Source organism: Methanobrevibacter sp. (genome assembly GCF_051877095.1).
GTDB lineage: Archaea > Methanobacteriota > Methanobacteria > Methanobacteriales > Methanobacteriaceae > Methanocatella.
In genome coordinates this window covers 31,482-51,901 of the sequence record NZ_JBJEIO010000009.1, presented here as the reverse complement: position 1 = coordinate 51,901, position 20,420 = coordinate 31,482, and the positions used below count along the sequence as shown (strand labels likewise).

Annotated in this window: 20 protein-coding genes; 10 read left to right on the top strand and 10 right to left on the bottom strand. The window is 29.6% G+C overall.

From position 1 onward, the window contains the following. Positions 1-14: 14 nt before the first annotated feature. From ACI389_RS06190 to ACI389_RS06170, 5 genes are all read left to right on the top strand, one after another. On the top strand, positions 15-158 hold the full coding sequence (locus ACI389_RS06190; protein ID WP_439780665.1) for a hypothetical protein: 144 nt from the start codon (positions 15-17) through the stop codon (positions 156-158). Between the two features lie 128 nt (positions 159-286). Continuing rightward, positions 287-2,671: a hypothetical protein gene (locus ACI389_RS06185; protein ID WP_439780664.1), complete on the top strand. Its 2,385-nt coding sequence runs from the start codon at positions 287-289 to the stop codon at positions 2,669-2,671. A 1-nt stretch (position 2,672) separates the two neighbouring features. Beyond that, positions 2,673-3,248, top strand: coding sequence for a hypothetical protein (locus ACI389_RS06180; RefSeq protein ID WP_439780663.1), 576 nt, complete (start codon positions 2,673-2,675; stop codon positions 3,246-3,248). Continuing rightward, positions 3,224-3,835, top strand: a complete 612-nt coding sequence (locus ACI389_RS06175; protein ID WP_439780742.1) for a CHC2 zinc finger domain-containing protein — start codon at positions 3,224-3,226, stop codon at positions 3,833-3,835. The genes ACI389_RS06180 and ACI389_RS06175 overlap by 25 nt, the downstream gene beginning before the upstream one ends. 12 nt (positions 3,836-3,847) lie before the next feature. Beyond that, a complete protein-coding gene (locus ACI389_RS06170) occupies positions 3,848-4,639 on the top strand; it encodes a hypothetical protein (RefSeq protein ID WP_439780662.1) in 792 nt (263 codons plus the stop codon). Between the two features lie 135 nt (positions 4,640-4,774). On the opposite strand, the gene ACI389_RS06165 is transcribed toward ACI389_RS06170, so the two are convergent. The 5 genes from ACI389_RS06165 to ACI389_RS06145 form a co-directional block, all read right to left on the bottom strand. After that, a complete protein-coding gene (locus ACI389_RS06165) occupies positions 4,775-4,942 on the bottom strand; it encodes a hypothetical protein (protein WP_439780661.1) in 168 nt (55 codons plus the stop codon). Between the two features lie 363 nt (positions 4,943-5,305). Beyond that, positions 5,306-6,250 carry a zinc ribbon domain-containing protein gene (locus ACI389_RS06160; RefSeq protein WP_439780660.1) on the bottom strand — a complete coding sequence of 315 codons (945 nt, stop codon included), beginning with the start codon at positions 6,248-6,250 and terminating at the stop codon, positions 5,306-5,308. A 368-nt stretch (positions 6,251-6,618) separates the two neighbouring features. Further along, positions 6,619-8,292, bottom strand: a complete 1,674-nt coding sequence (locus ACI389_RS06155; protein ID WP_439780659.1) for a hypothetical protein — start codon at positions 8,290-8,292, stop codon at positions 6,619-6,621. A 46-nt stretch (positions 8,293-8,338) separates the two neighbouring features. Further along, positions 8,339-8,698, bottom strand: coding sequence for a hypothetical protein (locus ACI389_RS06150; protein ID WP_439780658.1), 360 nt, complete (start codon positions 8,696-8,698; stop codon positions 8,339-8,341). 205 nt (positions 8,699-8,903) lie between these two features. Next, positions 8,904-9,920, bottom strand: a complete 1,017-nt coding sequence (locus tag ACI389_RS06145; protein WP_439780657.1) for a M24 family metallopeptidase — start codon at positions 9,918-9,920, stop codon at positions 8,904-8,906. A 94-nt stretch (positions 9,921-10,014) separates the two neighbouring features. Here ACI389_RS06145 and ACI389_RS06140 point away from each other — a divergent pair, with 94 nt between their 5' ends. From ACI389_RS06140 to ACI389_RS06125, 4 genes are read left to right on the top strand one after another with little or no spacing between them, the layout of a single operon-like run. Further along, positions 10,015-10,656, top strand: coding sequence for a site-2 protease family protein (locus ACI389_RS06140; RefSeq protein WP_439780656.1), 642 nt, complete (start codon positions 10,015-10,017; stop codon positions 10,654-10,656). Position 10,657: 1 nt separating this feature from the next. Next, positions 10,658-11,860 carry a YcaO-related McrA-glycine thioamidation protein gene (locus tag ACI389_RS06135; RefSeq protein WP_439780655.1) on the top strand — a complete coding sequence of 401 codons (1,203 nt, stop codon included), beginning with the start codon at positions 10,658-10,660 and terminating at the stop codon, positions 11,858-11,860. A gap of 4 nt (positions 11,861-11,864) precedes the next feature. After that, positions 11,865-12,518 carry a TfuA-related McrA-glycine thioamidation protein gene (locus ACI389_RS06130; RefSeq protein ID WP_439780654.1) on the top strand — a complete coding sequence of 218 codons (654 nt, stop codon included), beginning with the start codon at positions 11,865-11,867 and terminating at the stop codon, positions 12,516-12,518. Beyond that, positions 12,515-13,525 carry an ATP-dependent sacrificial sulfur transferase LarE gene (locus tag ACI389_RS06125; RefSeq protein ID WP_439780653.1) on the top strand — a complete coding sequence of 337 codons (1,011 nt, stop codon included), beginning with the start codon at positions 12,515-12,517 and terminating at the stop codon, positions 13,523-13,525. Before ACI389_RS06130 ends, ACI389_RS06125 begins: the two co-directional genes overlap by 4 nt. Here ACI389_RS06125 and ACI389_RS06120 read toward each other — a convergent pair. The 4 genes from ACI389_RS06120 to ACI389_RS06105 are packed head-to-tail and all read right to left on the bottom strand — an operon-like array spanning position 13,522 to position 16,492. After that, entirely contained in the window at positions 13,522-13,983 is a 462-nt protein-coding gene (locus tag ACI389_RS06120) for a hypothetical protein (protein ID WP_439780652.1), read from the bottom strand. The genes ACI389_RS06125 and ACI389_RS06120 overlap by 4 nt on opposite strands. A gap of 7 nt (positions 13,984-13,990) precedes the next feature. Next, positions 13,991-14,836, bottom strand: a complete 846-nt coding sequence (locus ACI389_RS06115) for a CBS domain-containing protein (RefSeq protein WP_439780651.1) — start codon at positions 14,834-14,836, stop codon at positions 13,991-13,993. A gap of 40 nt (positions 14,837-14,876) precedes the next feature. After that, a complete protein-coding gene (locus tag ACI389_RS06110; protein WP_439780650.1) occupies positions 14,877-15,299 on the bottom strand; it encodes a universal stress protein in 423 nt (140 codons plus the stop codon). A 38-nt stretch (positions 15,300-15,337) separates the two neighbouring features. Continuing rightward, positions 15,338-16,492 (bottom strand): amidohydrolase family protein, encoded by a 1,155-nt coding sequence (locus tag ACI389_RS06105; RefSeq protein WP_439780649.1) that lies wholly within the window; start codon positions 16,490-16,492, stop codon positions 15,338-15,340. Positions 16,493-16,823: 331 nt separating this feature from the next. On the opposite strand from ACI389_RS06105, the gene ACI389_RS06100 reads away from it, so the two are divergent. Continuing rightward, complete coding sequence (locus ACI389_RS06100) at positions 16,824-17,210, top strand: hypothetical protein (RefSeq protein WP_439780648.1); 387 nt, start codon at positions 16,824-16,826, stop codon at positions 17,208-17,210. Positions 17,211-17,228: 18 nt separating this feature from the next. On the opposite strand, the gene carB is transcribed toward ACI389_RS06100, so the two are convergent. Beyond that, on the bottom strand, positions 17,229-20,405 hold the full coding sequence (carB, locus tag ACI389_RS06095) for a carbamoyl-phosphate synthase large subunit (protein ID WP_439780647.1): 3,177 nt from the start codon (positions 20,403-20,405) through the stop codon (positions 17,229-17,231). Positions 20,406-20,420 lie beyond the last annotated feature (15 nt).

The window sequence follows — 20,420 nt, the reverse complement described above, 5'->3', positions numbered from 1 at the left end:
AAGGTGACCCCTGTATGTTGTATCCGTATGAAAAATGCGATTACTGCGGATATTGTGAAAAGTATGGTTTTATAGATTTTGATCTAGATGAACCATCTGAAGACGAATTAATAGAACAAGCTCTTTACGAGTCTGAAAGAGAATCAGATTTGATGTAAAAAGAAACGTAATGTATTCAAGTAGAAAAGTACATGAACACATCACATAACGGCAAAACTATGTATGTGTCTAATATTTAAAATACTTTTTCTCCTTGGATGCTTATTATTTTTTTTAGGAGGAAAAAATGCGTGAAGAATTTGATGATCTTAAAGTTGCTATTAAAAAAGAAATAGCAGATGATCAATCTATTTATAAAGTAACAGACGAGTTAATCAATTATAAATTTGATGAAAGTGGAGTGTATATCCCTTTTAATCAAGACAATTATTTAAAACTCAGTAGAAACGAAAGTAAAAAGTTAGAACTTATCTATATATGGACCAAATATAATGGCAATAGTTTTCAGACTTTAACAATTTATAGAAGTGATAAATTAATTAACGAAGAAGATAAGAAACTAATTACTAATCTACTCAAAGCAAGCGAGAGCGCTGGCCTTGAATTTAATGAAGATGAACTGATTTCATTTGTTAGTAATTTTAAGAGATCTATTATCCAGGCCAATTGTTTAAGTGTTTTAAAGGAAGTCGACTTTGAATTTCCAAAAAAAGTAGAAGCCGAAGAAGTGGAAGAGCAAAGCCCAGATACCATAAGCTTTACAGATTATGACAAAGTAATTCAAGAAGAAGCTATTAAGATGTTAGAAGAGGATAAACTATTTGATAATACAATAGACAACATCTCTTGGACTCACGAAGGCAATAAGGACGCTACAAATCAACTCGCATTAATACTTTCATCTGTCTTTATTGATCAGCCGGTTCATACTGAAGTTAATGCGGACACAGGTGTGGGAAAAACTGATATAGTTATCGAAACATCAGAAAATTACCCTCCATGCTACATAAATATTGTACGGAACATCTCTCCTAGAAACGTGTATTATGACCGCGATTCATATGGGAAATACAACATTTTGATTTTTGACGATGTTGTCCTTAGTGAATCAATGATTGAAGTTATAAAAGAATTAGCAGATAATAAAAAACCAGTGAAAGAGTTAAGGACAGTAATTGATGGTAAAGCCCGAACTTTTACTTTAGAAGGCAAATTTCTAATTATACTAACTTATGCCAAGAACAATATTGATGAAGAACTTCTAAACCGATTGTATAAGTTAAACATCATTGTCACAGGAAAAGATAGTAAGAAAAATATCAAAGGAAAAGTCAAAACTAACACCATCATAGACTCTGAGAATAATGAAATTATCAAAAGAAGCAGGTTAATAATCCAATCAGCTATCCAATACCTAGTTGAAATGGACATTAATGTTTTTAACCCATTTACACTATTGTTTGACCCTAGTGAACTAAACAACAGAAATATAAAAGGATTTATTACATTAGTGAAATCTAAAACTTTTTTTCATGCATTAAATAGAAAAAGTGTTAAAATCGGTGAAAAAGACATTTATATTGGTTCTTATGAAGATTATAGCTTTGTAAATGAATTATGGAAAAAAACTGCAAAAATACAAGAGTTTAAACTAAACGATAAACATATTAGAATACTCGAATATTTACCCGAAAAGACCCATGAAGAAGCTCATGACCAGCATAAAAAAGCATTAACTAAGTATAATGATGCGGAATCAAAAGAAGAGAAAAATGAAATCCTTGAAAAAGAATACACTAGAAGCAACATTTCTAAAGCTACAGGCATTGCATCAAGTACTCTACGAAATTATTTAGATTATCCTCAGGGTACAGCTAAGTCATTAGAAGACATGGGTTTGATAGGGAAGATACTATTTGATAAAGATAGCTCATCATCATCACCTTGGATATACTACAAAATAAAAGAGGGTGATAAAAAAAGGAGTTGTGTAGGTTGCGAAATTAAAAATAGCAACCAAATTAATAGCTTAAATTTTAAACAAACCGTTTTATACTCTTTATTTATGTTGTGTAATATTACTTTAAATGAAGAGGGGTGGGCATACCTTAATTTTTATTGTGAAAATTATTCAAATGAACTCGACATTAATGACTACAATTCTTATTATAATTTTATAAATGTTGCAGTTAGCAATTTCAATTATGACAAATATTCCGTTAACCTGGATAAAGCAAAATATAATGATTTATCTTATGTAAAAGATATTGGTTCAGAATTGAAAAATTCAAAAATATTGAATATTAACCCAACTTCGAGTGAATTTCACACCCCCACAAAAGCTTCTAAAAATACTGTTTTTGAAAAACAAAGCTCAAAGAAGGGTGCTAACTTAGATATAACAACCAATACAGGCACGATGAAAAATCCTGAACTTGCGCGCAACATTGGTTTATGCTTGATTAAAGGAAATTTAACCGCAAAGCAACTGACAGATGAAATACATGAAAATTACAACACTGATGATACATCTATTGATTTTCTATCTATTGCTGTAGGCAAATGTATAAATGATTTATTAAATTCACAATTAGTGTTAGAAAACAAAGTAGATGATGAAACTTACTACAGAGCTAGTGATGATTTTAAAAAGCTATTAGGAGATGGTTAAAATGTATACCTTAAGAGATTACCATCGAGATTATTACAATGGTAATTATTATAGGGATGTTAGATACCTTCATGAGATATCACAACCTCTTTTTTTAAATTGCAAACATTATAAAGATAATGTTGACCCATCAGAGACATTTTTCAACTTTTTAAATTTGAAATATCGTTCTGGAGTACATGGTCTTCTTGCAGCAGAGATTAGCTATTATAAAACTTTACCAGAATACGAAAAGAACGATAACAGTAAAAGGTACTCCGATAGATTATTCTTTGACTTTGATGTAACAGATAAAAGAGCTTCAGCAATTAAAAAAGAAATTATTGAGGTACAATCAAATTTAGTTGGTAAAACTAGAAGCGAAAAAATCAAGACACTGCAAAGTGAATATAGATCTTTAATTTTTGATGAAGATCTGCTTGAAAAACCTTTTAGAGAAGCTATCGAACTATGCAATTACTTACGAAATAAAGAGATTAATGCATATCTTATTGCTAGCGGAAGCAAAGGTTTTCATGTTAATGTTTTCTTTAGGGAGTTGCAGCTAAATCAATTGGTAAAATTAGCCAACATTTAGCTAGTGTTTTTCAAAAAACATTAGGTTTAGATACTCTTGACATTGCTGTAAATCGTGATGCACATAGGCGACTTCAACGAGTCCCTTACAGCATTAACTCAAAAACAAAACTATATTGTCAACCAATACCAAATGACCTAAGTTATGAGGATACTCTCGATAAAATAATCAAAAATGAAAACAAACCTATTGAATTCAATATTGATGATTATTATGCCCCTAACTCTTTCAATGATTTATTAGTATCATTAAATGATGATTTAAATAAGGAGACAAAGCTAGAAAATAAAAAACGCATAGCAATACGTAAAACTAACCATAGTGATGATTTATTTGAAAATGTTGACTTAAGAGATTTAGCTATTTTAACCTTAGGCGAACCAGTAGCTAAATATGAAAATAGAAATACTTACTGCTGCCCATTTCATGATGATAACCATCCTAGCGCAGTTGTATTTAAAAATCGTTTTTATTGCAGCGCTTGCGGCGTAAATCTTAACAAATACGATTTTATCATGCAAGTAACTGGCTCAAAGACTAAAAACGAAATGTTAATGAATTTAAAGGAGATATTCCATCTCCAATGAAAAGGTGATATTATGAAAGAAGAAAAATTTGATAAAAATATAAACAAGACTGATGAATATGACAGATATAAATCAATTCAAGAACTTTCAAGCTATAAAGTAGATGATACATTAAAAGCAAAAGGATACAAATACGATGAAGCAAGAGTATTTATACCATACACCTATAAAAACCTTGAAAATCCCGATTGTAGAGATATATACTTAGCTATTTCTAGACATGCAACTGAAGAATGTAGAATATCATATTATTGGTGCAAACGTGTCGATGGTGTTTTTTATGCAATTGAAAAATTTATAAGAGATAAATTGCCATGTGAAGAAGCCAATGATTTTAATAGTACATTATCAAGATATGGAATTGAAGCTAACCTAGACTCTACAAAAGGTTCATATAAAGAATTTGCTGAACAATTTATAAAAGACATATCACAAGCTAATTGCTTAGATATATTAAAAGACAAAGATTTCGATTTCATGGAAACTTATTACTTTGGTGATGACGATTGCAGTCATTGCCCAGATTTAGTAGAGCTTAATCGCTGCGATATGAGAAACCTTGTAAGAAAAGTTTTTGATTGTGAACCTGTTAAAGTCTATGAAAGAAAATATCTGCCAGATTATGAATTAATACATTGCATACTTCATGATGATGAAAATCCAAGTGCTAGTGTTTATAAACATGTTTACATCTGCAAAGGATGCAATCCTCCTGTAAAATTAGACCAATTTAATCTTATTAAAAAAGCATTTGGTGTTGAAAATATGTCAGAAGTTATTAATATCTTTACAAGTGTTTTCTGAAAAAACTTTTTGAAATAAAATTACAGCGAATGAAATAAAAAAAGAATTGAGAGTTGTAGACTTTTTTCATATAAAGTTTAGACAACTCTCATTCTTTTAGCTAAAAACACCACCAAAATGCTCATTTTACAACACCTAGAGAACGAACACATATACAAAATTTATACCTGCACCCATCAACATCAAAACGGATCGGGCTTTCATCTCAGCAAAAAGTTCTGCAACAAACATGAATGTATTGAAAACAGAATCATCAGCTATTGCCATACCTTTACTTTCAAAGGCAAAAAAGCAATTAAGCAATTAATTGAGCAAACAATCAATTGACTAATCACTTACGAAATGAATTACGAGATAAATTTAGAGTTTTAACATAGATTACCATTTTCCGAGCCCATACCCCAACAATGAGAAAAATAAAATACCCCTAATAAAGTATTATATGTCCAAATGAACAGAGTTACAAGAACATAGATAATCTACAAAGCTTATTTCATAGATTAGTGAAGAAGGGATATATTGACAGCATTAAAAGAGTGGAAGCAAAACATTTATTATTTAACCGAACAATGCAATAATATTACTATTCCTTTTGAATTAACAGATGACGATAGAGATTCAACTAAATTTTAAAAAAAAATTGGAGTTATTAAATAAAATAACTCCTTAACATACCACAATATCATAAATTTCACTACTTCCAATTGCATGAGGAGTAATGGCTACTAACAATCCATTGTTATCAATATATACAAATTTTTGTGTATTAGCTGGTTCATAATACAATTGTTTTCCATCAAAGCCATTTATTGTCCTATCAAATTTTGATTTAATATATTTACTATCAAGTGGGAAACTAGTGTCAGATGAGACATGAATCTCAAAACTATCTCCATCATCATTCTCAAAAGTAACAGTTTCAAAAGAAGAAGTGCCATACCTATCCGATTCTACAAATCCTTGAGGAATAGTAAATGTTTTTCCAAAAACAGTTGTTTCACCCCCCGGAACAAAACTTGAACTACTATCATCAGTTGAATGAGAGTCAAAAGTACCAGATACCCACAAACTACCAATAAGTGCTAAAATTAATATTACTGCTATAACAATTAATTTTTGTTTGGAATTTGTGTGAATATTATAAAATCCTTCATTATCTGTTTCTAAAAGATAATTTAAAACAATGATTGCTACTATCTCAAACAGTATGATTCCACCGTTAAATAATTTAGTTATTGCTATGATTGAAAAAAGAATAATTAATAATGCATTTGCACTAGTTTTATTAATTTTACCAACAGACACATCTCCATAATTCTTATAAATTAAATAACCACCAACTATTAGTCCGAATATGGCTAATCCTGGTAGAGGTATGCCAAGAATAGTGGCTAAAATATAACCAACAATTACATGATATTTGTAAGATTTTTTTGTTACAGAATAACCGCAACTAGAACAAAAATTTCCATTCTCAATCTTTTTACCACACTGTGGGCAGAATGAAGTATCATTTGTAGATTTTTCAATTTTTGCACCACACTTATCACAAAAATTTAAAGATTCATCCTGCAGTTCATTACCACATTCAGTACAATAAAACTTCCCCATAAGTTATCACCTAATTAATTCTATATTTAACATACTATAAAATTGTTACAACAACTACAGAAAAATTAGTCATTACTACAGTCTTTTGACACAATATCACAAAAAGACCCAACAACACAACAGAACATCCAAACACAAACGAAACTGGCTATCGAGTAATTTCTTAATTACTTCAGCCCTTATTTGGAAAAATAAAAGTGTAGTGCTGAAGCTATTTTTTGCTGAAATATAACTGAAAATTGCAGTAATTTTTGATGTACTGATGCAATTACTAAAATATTAAAAAAATAGAAAAGAGATAAAAGGATAGTATGGAGCTCCAATTACTTTATTTTTTTAAAAAACACACCTTACGAGTAGTTTAATAATCATATTGCATAATCGCCTAATACCTCATCAATATCTAATACATCCCATACAATTTTATAAACAGCTTCTTGAGTAGGTTCTTCACCATCATCATATAACTTCTTCATATACCGTAATAAAGCTATATCAATATCCCTTGACTGAGATTCATGCAAATATTCCTTTTCCATAAATGGAAACGCAATAAATCTGAATTTATCAATCGTTCTCCAAACTTCATCAAATTTTTCTTGACCATATAACAGTAATAAATTATCCCTGAACATCCATTCGCCATTTTCATCCATAAAGTCATCATCGTAACTTCTAATAATTAATGCTCTTGGAATAAGCTTTTTAACATACATTGCATCAACATGTTTAATTTTATGACCCTCCACATCATCGGTGTATAGGTCAATTATAATATCCATTAACCCATACTTATTTACAGATTCATCTTCTAAAGCAATGCTTTGAATATAAGTAATATCATTGCTACGAGCCATATCTTTAACTTGAGTTTCAACAGAGCCCATTCTTTTTGATAATGCTTTATTTATTCCATCTAATTCCGTAATTTTGGTTTTTTGAGAATCTATAAGTTTACGAAGCTCTTCATTTTCTTTAAGCAACTCTTCATACTCTTCACTATAAATATCCTTATAATTTGATTCATAGATGGTTAATTCATTTAAATGCTTTAAATACTCTTCTTTAACTTTTTTTGGATTATTAAAATAGTAAGTTTCCTTGATTTTATTATCTGGCTTCCTACCTTGTAGATAATTGGCTAAATCATAATTACCAATAATTGAAGCATGACGTTTTCTAAGTCTATGACTACTGAAATAGTAATAATTTTTTATTTTACCCCAGTTATGTTTATGATTTGCTCTTTGAAATGCCTTAGCTATTCCATTATAACTTAAGTAAAACAATGGGTCATCATTTTTGATTATAGGTTGTGCTTGTAATAGATTAATAATTGCCTGTGTTGCTTCAGGTGAACAGCAAGTGTGATAATAATAATCAGTTTTTTCACGATGCATTTCAAACAATGGAATTACATCCTTCTTACCATCCAATATCTTTAGTACATTATGGATATTGTCTATTTCATTATGATATTCTCCCCTTGTTGCATCAATAAAATCTTGAACAGTAAGTAATGAAGTTTCCATCTTTGCTGTTCCACTACTTGCAACAAATAAATATAAAGCTTTGTTAGATAAAGCATTTGCACCATCAACAGCTTTTTGTATATCTATTGTAGTAGGTAAATCACTATACTTCAATTGCTGTTCTCGAGGATAATCAAATTCATTTAACTCTGGAACTTCAATATACATTCGCCTATAACACCATTTTGCATCATTAAAACGAGTTTGACAAGTCATTTTTTGCAATCCTTGTTCAACCAACCAATCTCGATAGTTATCTAATCTTTTTAATATTTTTCTATCTTTTACACGAATATTTGCTCGTTCTTCATCATCAGCTTCTTTCATAAGCTCATCTACAGACATATTATTGTACATACAATATGTAGCTAAGCTTAAAACATACCTATTTTTAGTTGTGTCAGTTACTTTCCTTTTTTTAATAACATCTTCATAGAACTTTGATGATAGAACTGACTGTTTCCATTTATAATATTCTTCTTGATTTAATTTCATTAACGGAGCTACCATAATATATCATATGTACCCACCAATATATAAAGTGTACAGCTTATACTCAAGTTTTTTCAAAACTTAATCCAACCTGCAACATGTTAGAAAGTTGTCTTAAAAAATCAGGAGATGAATTCTCAATTTTTTGTGTTCTCTTCTCTTGACAAACAATAACATACGAAAAAAGAATAGGAATAATGAAAAAAGGTGAAATTAATATCGAAACGGGCAAACTAAAAAATGTTAATACCATCATCAGTAAAATTTCAGAGATTATAATAAACATTATCAAAACTGCCAATATTGTTGAAGCATCTGTAAAAATAGATCCACTTAATAAAAATTCCTGGAATACTGATAAATACTTTTCAGGAACATTATTGTCTAGAAATATTGTTAAATCATTGATTATTTTAAATTTCATGAACATTACTTGACTTTAAGATAATATAAAATATTGGTTATTTTTAAAATCAATTTTACAGTTTTTAAAAAAAAAGAATAAATGATAAATACATTATAACTAATAAGTAAAATATGAATATTATCCCAATGTAATCATGGTAATAAATAATTATGTCCCAACAAATTAACTATAAAAAAAAGTAATTAATGAATTTACTCAGAATTTAATCAATTCTCAATGGCAAATTACCAATTACATTAGTTCTTTTTGAAATTGACACAGTATCCTCTAGACGAACTCCAAATTCCCCTTCCAAATAGATTCCTGGTTCAACTGTTATAACCATTCCCTCTTCAATTATTGTATCATCACGAGTAGAAAATCCAGGAGTTTCATGGATATCCAAACCGAGACTATGGCCAGTAGAATGAATAAAATTATTTCCATAACCATATTCAGTAATAATATCTCGAGCTACTTTATCTACTTCACAACATTTAAGACCAGGTTTAATTGCTTTTATTGCTTTATCATGAGCTTCAGCTACAATATCCCAAATCTCTTGTTGAGCTTCTGAGTAAACCATTGTACGAGTATTGTCTGAGCAATATCCCTCATAAATAGCTCCCCAATCAATTAAAATTGGTTGTTCAAGTGATTTATCCTCAGGAATTGCATGTGGGAGACTTGAATTGGAACCAGTTGTCACAATCGTATCGAAAGACTCTTTTGAAGCTCCATTTTCAATCATATATCTTGCAAGATCAAAAGCTACTTCTTTTTCAGTACTTTTATTGTTTAGAATATCTAGTTGTAAAAAAGATTTTTGAGCTATTTCTGTTGCCTTTTTGATTTTTTCGATTTCTAAATCAGTTTTAATCATACGTTGCTTTTCAATGTATTTTTGTGAAGATATTTCAAAATCATCCTTAAATCTAACATAAGTACTGTAAGGTAATGTTGGCTCAATCGCAAGGTTTTTAATACCTTCTTCTTTCAGTTCCTGTATCATGATATCATAAGATTCATACTTTTTAACTTCAATTCTTGAATCATGATTTGCTAATTCCATATCCATACCTGAAGCATAAATAACAGGATTCTCTTTAATAATACAAAACGCAAAACTAGTCGGCTTATACCCAGAAATATACTCAACATTTGTAAATTGTGTAAGTAAATAACCTTGAATATCATCTTTTTCTAAGTCTTTTAAAATATTCTTTATATGTAACTCCATGTTTAATCATTTAGCAAATGTATTATAAAAAAAGCACGGAAATTAATTTAAAAATGGATACTTTTATTAAACTTAAATTAGATATTTTAAGACTATGTTTAAATTTACAACTAGTGAGATAAGAGATTTGTTTATTGCATTCATCTTTATTTCCCTCAGTTTTGCAATAGCAAATAGTGCTAGGAACCCTAGTGCAATACTTAACCTACTACCAATTGTTATGTTTGGTGTTGGAGCAGGGTTTATCCTACACGAACTTGGACATAAGCTTGTTTCAATGAAGTATGGATATTGGGCAGAATTTAAGTTATGGCCACAAGGATTATTATTTGCACTCATCACATCCTTTTTTGGATTCGTATTTGCAGCTCCTGGTGCCGTTTACACTTATGCAAATTACATGACTGAAGAAATTAACGGAAAAATCTCAATTGCAGGACCTATTGTTAATATCATCTTAGCCGTAATCTTTTTAGCAATATCTGTAGCAATATATCCTTCTGCATTTTATTCCGAAACTTCATTATTAATATTTATTATATGTTCCGTTGGTTATTCAATCAACAGTTTCTTAGCAGTATTTAATTTATTGCCAATTGGAAACTTAGACGGATCAAAAGTATTAACTTGGAATGCTGGAATTTGGATAATTGCAATTGCAATTGCAGGCATAATGACATTAATGTCCATGACAATAGGCGTTGAAAATATTGTAAGAATTATTTTAGGATATTAATATGACCAATAAACTCACATACTTTGAAGGAACACACAGAGTTATCGCTCCAAAAAAAACAATTGAAATTAACGAAAACAAGTTAAAAATTGCAGGAATTACACGTATTGCAGATATTACTGACCTAGATAGAATTGGACTTCCTGTTTTTACAGCTATTAGGCCTACTGCAGAAGATGGTGCAATTAGTATTTACGGAGGAAAAGGAATTTCAAAAGATCATGCTAAAGCTTCAGCTATGATGGAAGGTTTTGAAAGATATTCTGCAGAAAAACAAGAAACCGATAAAACAACCATAGCAACAATTAATGAAATAAGTCAAAAAGGAGAATATATTGACCCTAAATCTTTGAATTTACCTTCAAAATATGAAAAAAAAGATATTAGTTCAATACCCCTAGAATGGAGTTTAGCTAATGATTTAATAACAGGCCATAAATATTATATTCCTTCAAATGCAGTTTTTCATCCATATAATCAAGAAAATAATCTCAACAGTTTATTTAAATCAAACACTAATGGTCTTGCTTCTGGAAATGTTATAGATGAAGCAATTTTACATGGAATATTTGAAGTTATTGAACGTGATGCATGGAGTATTTTTGAATTAACACATAAAAACTATTCACAAATTAATTTAGACAGTATTAAAAGTAAACTTATTAACAAAACACTTGAAAAATTTGAATCCAATGGAATTAAAATTAAATTAATTGATTTTACAGCAGATATTAAAATTCCAACAATAGCTGCCTCAGCAGATGATACTATTACCAAAGATGCAGGATTATTAACATTAGGTATGGGAACACACTTAGATCCAGAAATTGCAATCCTAAGAGCTTTAACAGAAGTTGCTCAAAGTAGAGCAACTCAAATTAATGGTGCTCGTGAAGATACTGTAAGAGCAGATTTTGCACGTGAAGCAGGCTATGAAAGGATGAAAAGAATCAATAAGTACTATTTTAGAGAAGAAAAAAAACAAATTAGCCTTCAAGATATAGAAAATAAATCCACAACATCCATTAATGAAGATTTAGATATTGTAAAAGAGGAATTAATAGCTAATGAAATTAAACAAATTTTATACACTAACTTAACAAGGCCAGAACTCGATGTTAGTGTTGTAAGAGTAATAATTCCAGAAATGGAAGTATATTCCCTTGATTCCTCCCGTGCAGGATATAGATTTTTAAGAGTATGATACTATGGTAAAAATCATAATTTATACAGGACTCTCCCTTCCCTTTGATGAAGCAAGAGAAATTTTAGATTCACATGATGATATTGAAATAATCTATAAAAGACCTATAAAAAGAGGGGATTTGAACCACGATATGAAAGAAAATCCCGATATCATAGCTATAATTGATGGAGTATTCCACCAAAATTCTGCGGTAGGACATAAAGAAATTCTTAATGTAATGAAAAAAGGAGTTAAAGTTTATGGTTCTTCCAGTATGGGAGCTCTTAGAGCATCAGAACTCGATGTGCTCGGAATGAAAGGTATTGGATATTGTTATAATGAATACGCTAGTGGGAACATTACATCAGATGATGATGTTGCAGTAATGCTTGATTCAGACACATTAGAAGCTCTTTCAATTCCATTGATTAGTATGAATTATGTTTTTACTAATGCTGTAAAAGAAAATATTATAACACAAGAAGAAAAAGAAGAATTAGTTAAAATTACCAAAGAAACTTATTATCCTCAAAGAAATTATGCTCAAACTTTATCCCAGTCTAGCTTAAATGAAGATAAAAAAGGAGAGTTAATTAATTTTATTCGTAATTCAAAAGATATTAAAAAAGAAGATGCAAAAACATTATTAAACCACATTAAATCTGTGATTAAATGAAATTAAAAGATAAAATTAACACTGTCATTAATATTCTAAAAGATAAAAAAGTAGCTATTGGTTTTTCAGGAGGAAGCGATTCTACACTAATTATTTATTTAGCATCTTTGTTTGCAAAAGACACATTAGCTGTGACAATTAATAATCATTTGATGCCAACTGGTTTTATCGAACACACAAAAAATATTACTTCCCTTTTTGGTATTAAACATGAAATTATTGACCTTAACTTTTATAACAACCCTGATTTTTTAAAAAACACTACTAAAAGATGTTATACTTGTCGTAATTTAATGTATGCTGAAATTAAAAAAATTGCAAATGCAAATGACTTTGATTATATTTGTGATGGTAATAACATAAGTGATTTAGTTGATGATCGCCCAGGAATTTTAATTACATATACTAATGGATTTGAAACACCACTAATCGAAGCAAGATTAACTTCAAAAGAGATTCATGAATATTTAAATAACAATAATATTCCTTATTCAAAATCCACTACTTGTCTTGCAACTAGGATTAAAACCAACACTCTTATAACAAAAGAAAAAATTGATAGGATTAGCTATTGTGAAAATTATATTTTATCAAATACAAAATGTGAAATTGTCAAAGTTAGAGATTTTGAAAATCTTAGTATATGTGAAGTTGATAAGATTAATGAAATTATTAATAAAAATAAATTTAAACAAATTGATGCTGAATTAAAAAGACAAGGTTATGAAAAAGTATCATTAAATTTATCTGAAATTAAAAATAATAATGAGATTATTCTTAATTATTCAAATGGTTCATTTTCATATAATCTCCCATTTACAATTGACATTGAAAATACAAAAAGACAATTAGAAAATGAAATCATTTCTAAAACAAAAGAAAAAATAGAAATTGAGAATATTAATATTTTTAATACAGGATTAATAAAAGGAAGTAATTTTAAAAATTATGAAGATGCATTAAATAAATTTATGCAAATTCTAACTAAAATAAGAAGAAATATTTAATCTCCTCTCATTTCCCTATATTTTTTTAAAACAATATCCGGAGTTTCAATACATTGATCAAAAGTTGTTGAAAATTCATTAGGTTCAAAATCATCTTCTACTTTTCTCAAGTCTTTTAGAAAAATAGAACCTCCATCAATTTTAAACCCTATTTCATCAGCGGATATAGAAATCAAATTTATTTCTATTTGAGAAGCATTCTCTAAATTATCATCCGCTTTAACCTCATATTTCAAATTCAATGTCTTATGAGGCATAATCTCATTGATAGTCCTTTTGATAACAGAATCAAACAACTCTAAAAATTTAACAGCAGGAGGCATGTTATTAGCCCACCAATACGTAAGGACAGAATTTAAAAGAATGTCATGTTCGGAAAAATCATCATATAATCTTGCACGAACACCGACACTAGTATTATCAACTACTTTAACTACCAATACTGGATTAACAGCCATTATACCACTATTCTTGAGGAACTAATGCACTGATTAAATCACTAGCTCTTACAAGGCCTACTAAATTACCTTCAACACCAATAACTGGAATTTGCTCAATATTTAATGTTTTCATTTTTTTAGCACAATCTGAAACTTTAGTTTTAGAATTAGCTACTTCAACATTACCTACAGCAACATCACAAACCGCCTTATCAGTGAATTTTAAATGGTTTTTCTCAACATATAATACAGAAGTACTATCCCAAGACCATTTATCTCCTTCAGTACCAACGGTAGAACTGTGTTCACTTCTTTCAGAGATAATTTCGATTTCAGAGATGAAATCTGTTTCAGTTAAAATTCCAGACAATTTAGCATCATCATCAAGTGCTAAAACAGATTTTAAACCAAATTGATTCATGGTTTCAAATGCAATATTTAATGGGGTTTTCTCCCAGGTTGTTGGAACTGTTGTAATCATATATTTTTCAACGGCATCATTAATTTCCGTTTTAGTTAAAGCATTAGCTACTAAATCAAAAGATGTGATAATTCCAACTAATTTCTCTTCATCATCAACTACAGGAACTCTTCTAATATTATTCTCAATCATTTTACGAGCAGCAACAATTACATCATCATTAGGATTTACAGTAATTAAATCTCTACTCATTAACATTGCAATTTGTTCTTCATCAGGATTATTGATTAAATCGGAACGAGTAACTATTCCTACTAAAATGTCAGTGTCTCCTTTTACCACTGGCAATACAGCTTTCTTTTCTTTCCTCATCAAGTCTAAAACTTTATCCCTATTACCTGGAACAGAAACACTAACTACATTTTTAGACATTGTTCTCTTAACTAACATAAAAACACCTATTAAGAATATAATAAAATAGTAAATCAAATTAATGAACTACAAGTACTGCACATTTAGCTGAATTAACAACCTTATCCGCTACACTACCCATAATAAACCTATCAAATCCAGATTTACCTGAACTACCCATTACTATTAAATCAATATCTTCTTCTTTTGCCACCTCAAGAATAACTTTAGCAGGTGACCCTTCTCTAATTACATGGGTAATTTTCAAATTATTCTCATTTAATTTATCAAATTCTTTAAGATTTTCTTCAGAACCTTCTTTTAAAATTTGATTTAACTGGTATACTTCATCATCTAATGGAAGCCCGTTAACAAAATTATTCTCAGTAACACTTATAGCAATAATTTCAGCTCCAGACATCTCTGCTAAAAACATAGCATGTTTTTGAGCTTTTTTTGCAAATTCTGACCCATCAGTTGGGACTAATATTTTTTTATACATTATTAACACCTCAATAACATATAGATTATATTCATATATTATATGACTATTTTTCTATTAATTCTACATAATATATTTTTCGTTTCACATCGATTTATTATATTTATATAATGATTTTTAGAAAAAGAATTGAACACATTAAATTCCGCGAAATTATCTTCCATAATTACAGACTTTTGAATTAAATTATTAATATTAAATCCACAAATATTTGTTGTTGCCATTTTTAAAAGTTCACATGGATTAATATACTCATTATAATAAACAGACATGATTTTTAAAATGAATTCTAATTCACGAAGCATGTTTGGTGAATTAAGCATTACATTATCAGTTCCAATTATTGGTTTCATACCCAAATCAATCATTTTAGGCAAAGGAACCACACCAACATTCAATGTTGCATTAGCTCTTGGACAAACAACAACATTTTGATTTGAATTAGAAACTGAATTTAAATCATTATTTTTGGGATTAGTAAGATGAACTAATTGGGAAAATTCATTAATAACACCTTTTTCAATTTCACTCAATCCATAATTATTTAAAGACTCTATTTGATTAGATTCTGATTCAGCAACATGAATTGATGAAATCTTTCCCGCCTTAGCACATTCTTTTGAAATAATTTCTGCAACATCCATTGTAATCTCTCCAAATCCACTTGGAGCAATACCATCACTGAATTTAAGAAGTTTACGAATAGCTATTTTAACCTTACTTAAATCCGGATCATCACCATAAAAACTATCATCACGACCTAAAATAATCGGCTTTATAGGAATATCCTCTGATGCCTTTCTTAAAAGTTTGACCCCTTTCAATCCACCTTCACGATAATCAATAAAATGAGTTGTTCCACTATAAACCATGTCCCACATTGAAGATTTCATTGCTTCTAATAATTCATCATCATTAGCATTAGCTAATGCAACATGCTTAACTCCATTAGGTGGCTTCACCATTTCACTTAAAGATAAACCATAACCTTCATCTTTAATAATAGAATCACCAATATGCATATGACCATTTATAAAAGAAGGACAAACTATTGCTCCTTCAACATCAATAATTTTACCTTCCAAAGATTCTTTTCCAATTTCAATAATTTTACCATCATCAACAACAATATTTTCACGAGTTGGAACTAAATCACTACCTTTTAATATGATTCCATTTGCTATAGTAAACATTAAAAGAGAATATACCTTTTTTTATTAATATAATTATCTTTATTAAACCGAAAAAACAAAATAGGCTATAATCAAATAACACTTTGAAGTTGTATTTATTAATTATATATTTTTCTAAAGTACAGGTGATATCATTAACTCAGAGGAAATAAGATACTTTTATAGAAATATCATAAAGACAGGTAATGTATATAGAATTAAATACAACAATAAAGACTATGGGGAGTTTAAAAAATTATCTGATGCATTATATGAAAGAGATGCACTATTCTTTTGTAATTTTGACTATGATTTACTTGTTGAGTGTGACCTTGAAAACAAATACAAAAATATGATTTTACCACCATTTCCAAAAAAAAGACCAAAAGGAAGAATTAAGGGAACCAAAGTCAATAAAAAAGAAAGAGAAGGAGAAATTCTCTTCGACCATAAACTTAAAAAATTTTATATTAAAAAAGGTGCTGAAACAATTGGCCAATATGATACAATGACAGAGGCTTTTTACTACAAAAAACAATTAATGGCCAATGATTGGAATAAAAATATTTTAAAAACAAATATCACCATAAAAATTGAAGTTAATATAGTTATTGATCCAACAGTTGAATATGAAGTGCAATTAAACTTCTGTCCTAAATGTAAAAGTAGATTGAAACTAGAAGAAATAGAATGTCCTTCATGTGGTATAAATATCAGAGAATATTTATCTAATAATTAAAAAAAGATAGAGAAAAAATTATTCTCCATCAACATAGCTATTTAAAGATTTTACATTGATTTCATTATTTTGAACAGCTTTAATTGCATTTAAAACTGCTCTTGCTCCTGCTAATGTAGTAACATATGGAATACCTAGCTCAATAGCAAGACGTCTAATAATATAACCATCTTTTGCAGATTGTTTACCCTCAGAAGTGTTAATAATCAAGTCAATTTCTTTGTTTAAGATAGCATCCCTAATATTAGGAGAACCTTGAGATACTTTAAGGATTTTTTCAATAGAATCAATACCAGTAGCATCAGCAGTTCCATCAGTTGCTATTAAATCAAAACCTAAATTAGCTGCAGTCTCAGCAATAGGTCTGATTTTTTTCTTATCTGCTTCTTTAACACTGATAAATATTTTACCTTCTTTAGGTAATTCCATACCTGCTGAAAGTTGTGATTTATAGAATGCCATTCCATAAGTTTCATCAATACCAATACTTTCACCAGTGGATTTCATTTCAGGTCCAAGAACAGTATCAGATTCTGGAAGTTTCAAGAACGGGAATACAGATTCTTTTACTGCAACATGATCTAATTTAATTTCTTTAGTTAAATCAAAGTCTTTTAATTTTGCTCCTTGCATAATCCAAGTTGCTACTTTTGCTAATGGTACACCAATTGCTTTACTTACAAATGGAACAGTCCTACTTGCACGAGGATTAGCTTCAATAATATAAACCATTTCTTCATCCAGTTTTACTGCATATTGAATATTCATTAAACCTTTAACATTTAATTCAAGAGCTAATTTAGTTGAGTTTTCACGTATAGTATCTAAGATATATTCTGGAATAGTTTGAGGAGGAATTACACATGCTGAATCTCCAGAGTGAACACCTGCTTCTTCAATATGTTCCATGATTCCTGCAATGAATACATCTTCACCATCACATAAAATATCTACATCAAGTTCAATAGCATCTTCCAAGAATTTATCAACTAAAATTGGGTGTTCTGGAGATACTTTTACAGCTTCTTTCATATATTCTTCAAGCTGATTATTATCATAGACAATTTCCATAGCTCTTCCACCAATTACATATGATGGACGAACAAGAACTGGGAAAGTAATTTTTTCTGCAATTTCTTTTGCCTCTTCAAATGAATTAGCTGTTCCATATGGTGCTTGATGAATATGTAATTTTTCTAAAAGCTCAGCAAATAATTCTCTGTCTTCAACCCTATCAATACTCTCATAAGGAGTACCTAATATTTTAACACCAGCATTTGCAAGTGGAACTGACAAATTAATAGATGTTTGACCACCAAATTGAACAATTACACCATCAGGTTTTTCTTGTTCAATAACTCCCATCACATCTTCAAATGTAAGTGGTTCAAAAAATAATTTATCAGAAATATCATAATCAGTACTTACAGTTTCTGGGTTATTGTTGATTAAAATTGTTTCAATTCCTTTTTCTTTTAAAGCTAAGGAAGAATGTACACAACAGTAATCAAATTCAATACCTTGACCTATTCTAATTGGTCCTGCTCCAAGAATCACAACTTTCTTCTTGTTAGTAGAAACAAGTTCATTTCCTTTATCATAACTACTGTAGTAATATGGAGTTTTTGCTTCAAATTCAGCTGCACAAGTATCTACCATTTTATATGATGGTTTAATATTGTATCTTGAAAGTAAATTTTTAATATATTCTTCAGTTTGACCAGATAAATCTGCTAATCTTTTATTAGAACAACCTATTTGTTTAGCTTTTCTTAAGAACTCTTCATCATTTAATTTATCAGCAGTTACACTGTTTTCAAAGTTAACAATGTTTCTAATCTTGTATAAGAAGAAATTATCGATATTGGTGAGTTCTCTAATTTTATCAATATCCATTCCATCTTTAATAGCAGAATAAATTTGGAAATATATTTTATCAGTAGGATGGGATAAATCTTCTTCTGTGTAATCAATATATTCAAACCCATCGAATCCCATATCAAGTGATCTAAGTGCTTTTTGGAATGCTTCTTCGAAAGTCCTTCCAATAGCCATTACTTCACCAGTTGCTTTCATTTGAACTCCAACTTCGCTACTTACACCTTTAAATTTATCAAATGGCCATCTTGGAATTTTAATAACAACATAATCAATAGTAGGTTCAAAAGAAGCTGGTGTTTCTTTAGTAATATCATTTTTAATTTCATCTAATGTTAATCCTAAAGCGATTTTAGAGGAAATTTTAGCGATTGGATAACCTGTCGCTTTAGACGCAAGAGCACTACTTCTAGATACACGAGGATTAACCTCAATGACTTTATATTCGTCAGTTTCAGGATTAAGTGCAAATTGAATATTACATCCACCTCTAATTCCTAAGGCTCTGATGATTTTAATAGATGCATCTCTCATTTTTTGTATAGTTTCATCACATAAGTTTTGAATAGGAGCAACAACAACACTGTCTCCTGTGTGGATACCCATAGGATCTATATTTTCCATGGTACATACAATGATACAAGTGTCTTCTTTATCTCTCATTACTTCAAATTCTATTTCTTTCCATCCAAGAACAGATTCATCGATTAGAACTTGATTAATAAAACTCATATCCAATCCATGAGTTGCAATTTCAATCAATTCTTCTTCATTGTGAGCAATTCCACCACCAGTACCTCCTAAGGTAAATGCTGGTCTTACAATAACTGGATAACCAATATCTTCTACCGCTTCGAGTGCTGCTTCTACACTTTCAACCGCATGGCATTTAGGAATCTCTTCACCAATTTCATCCATAAGATTTGCGAATAAATCACGGTCTTCTACATCCTTAATTGTTTGAACATCAGACCCTAAGACTTTAATTCCATCAAGCAATCCTAAATCGCCTAGACCTGTTGCAATATTTAATCCAGTTTGTCCACCCATAGTAGGTAATATGGAATCTACTTTTTCATCTTTGATGATTTTAGCAACAACTTCTGGAGTTAATGGTTCTGTATAAACAGTATCTGCCATATCAATATCTGTTTGAATAGTAGCTGGATTACTGTTAACAAGAACTGTTTCTATTCCCTCTTCTCTTAATGATTTACATGCTTGTGATCCTGAATAATCAAATTCAGCTGCTTGTCCAATTTGAATAGGTCCAGAACCAATAATTAATACTTTTTTAATATCCTTATCAACTGGCATATTATAATCCTCATT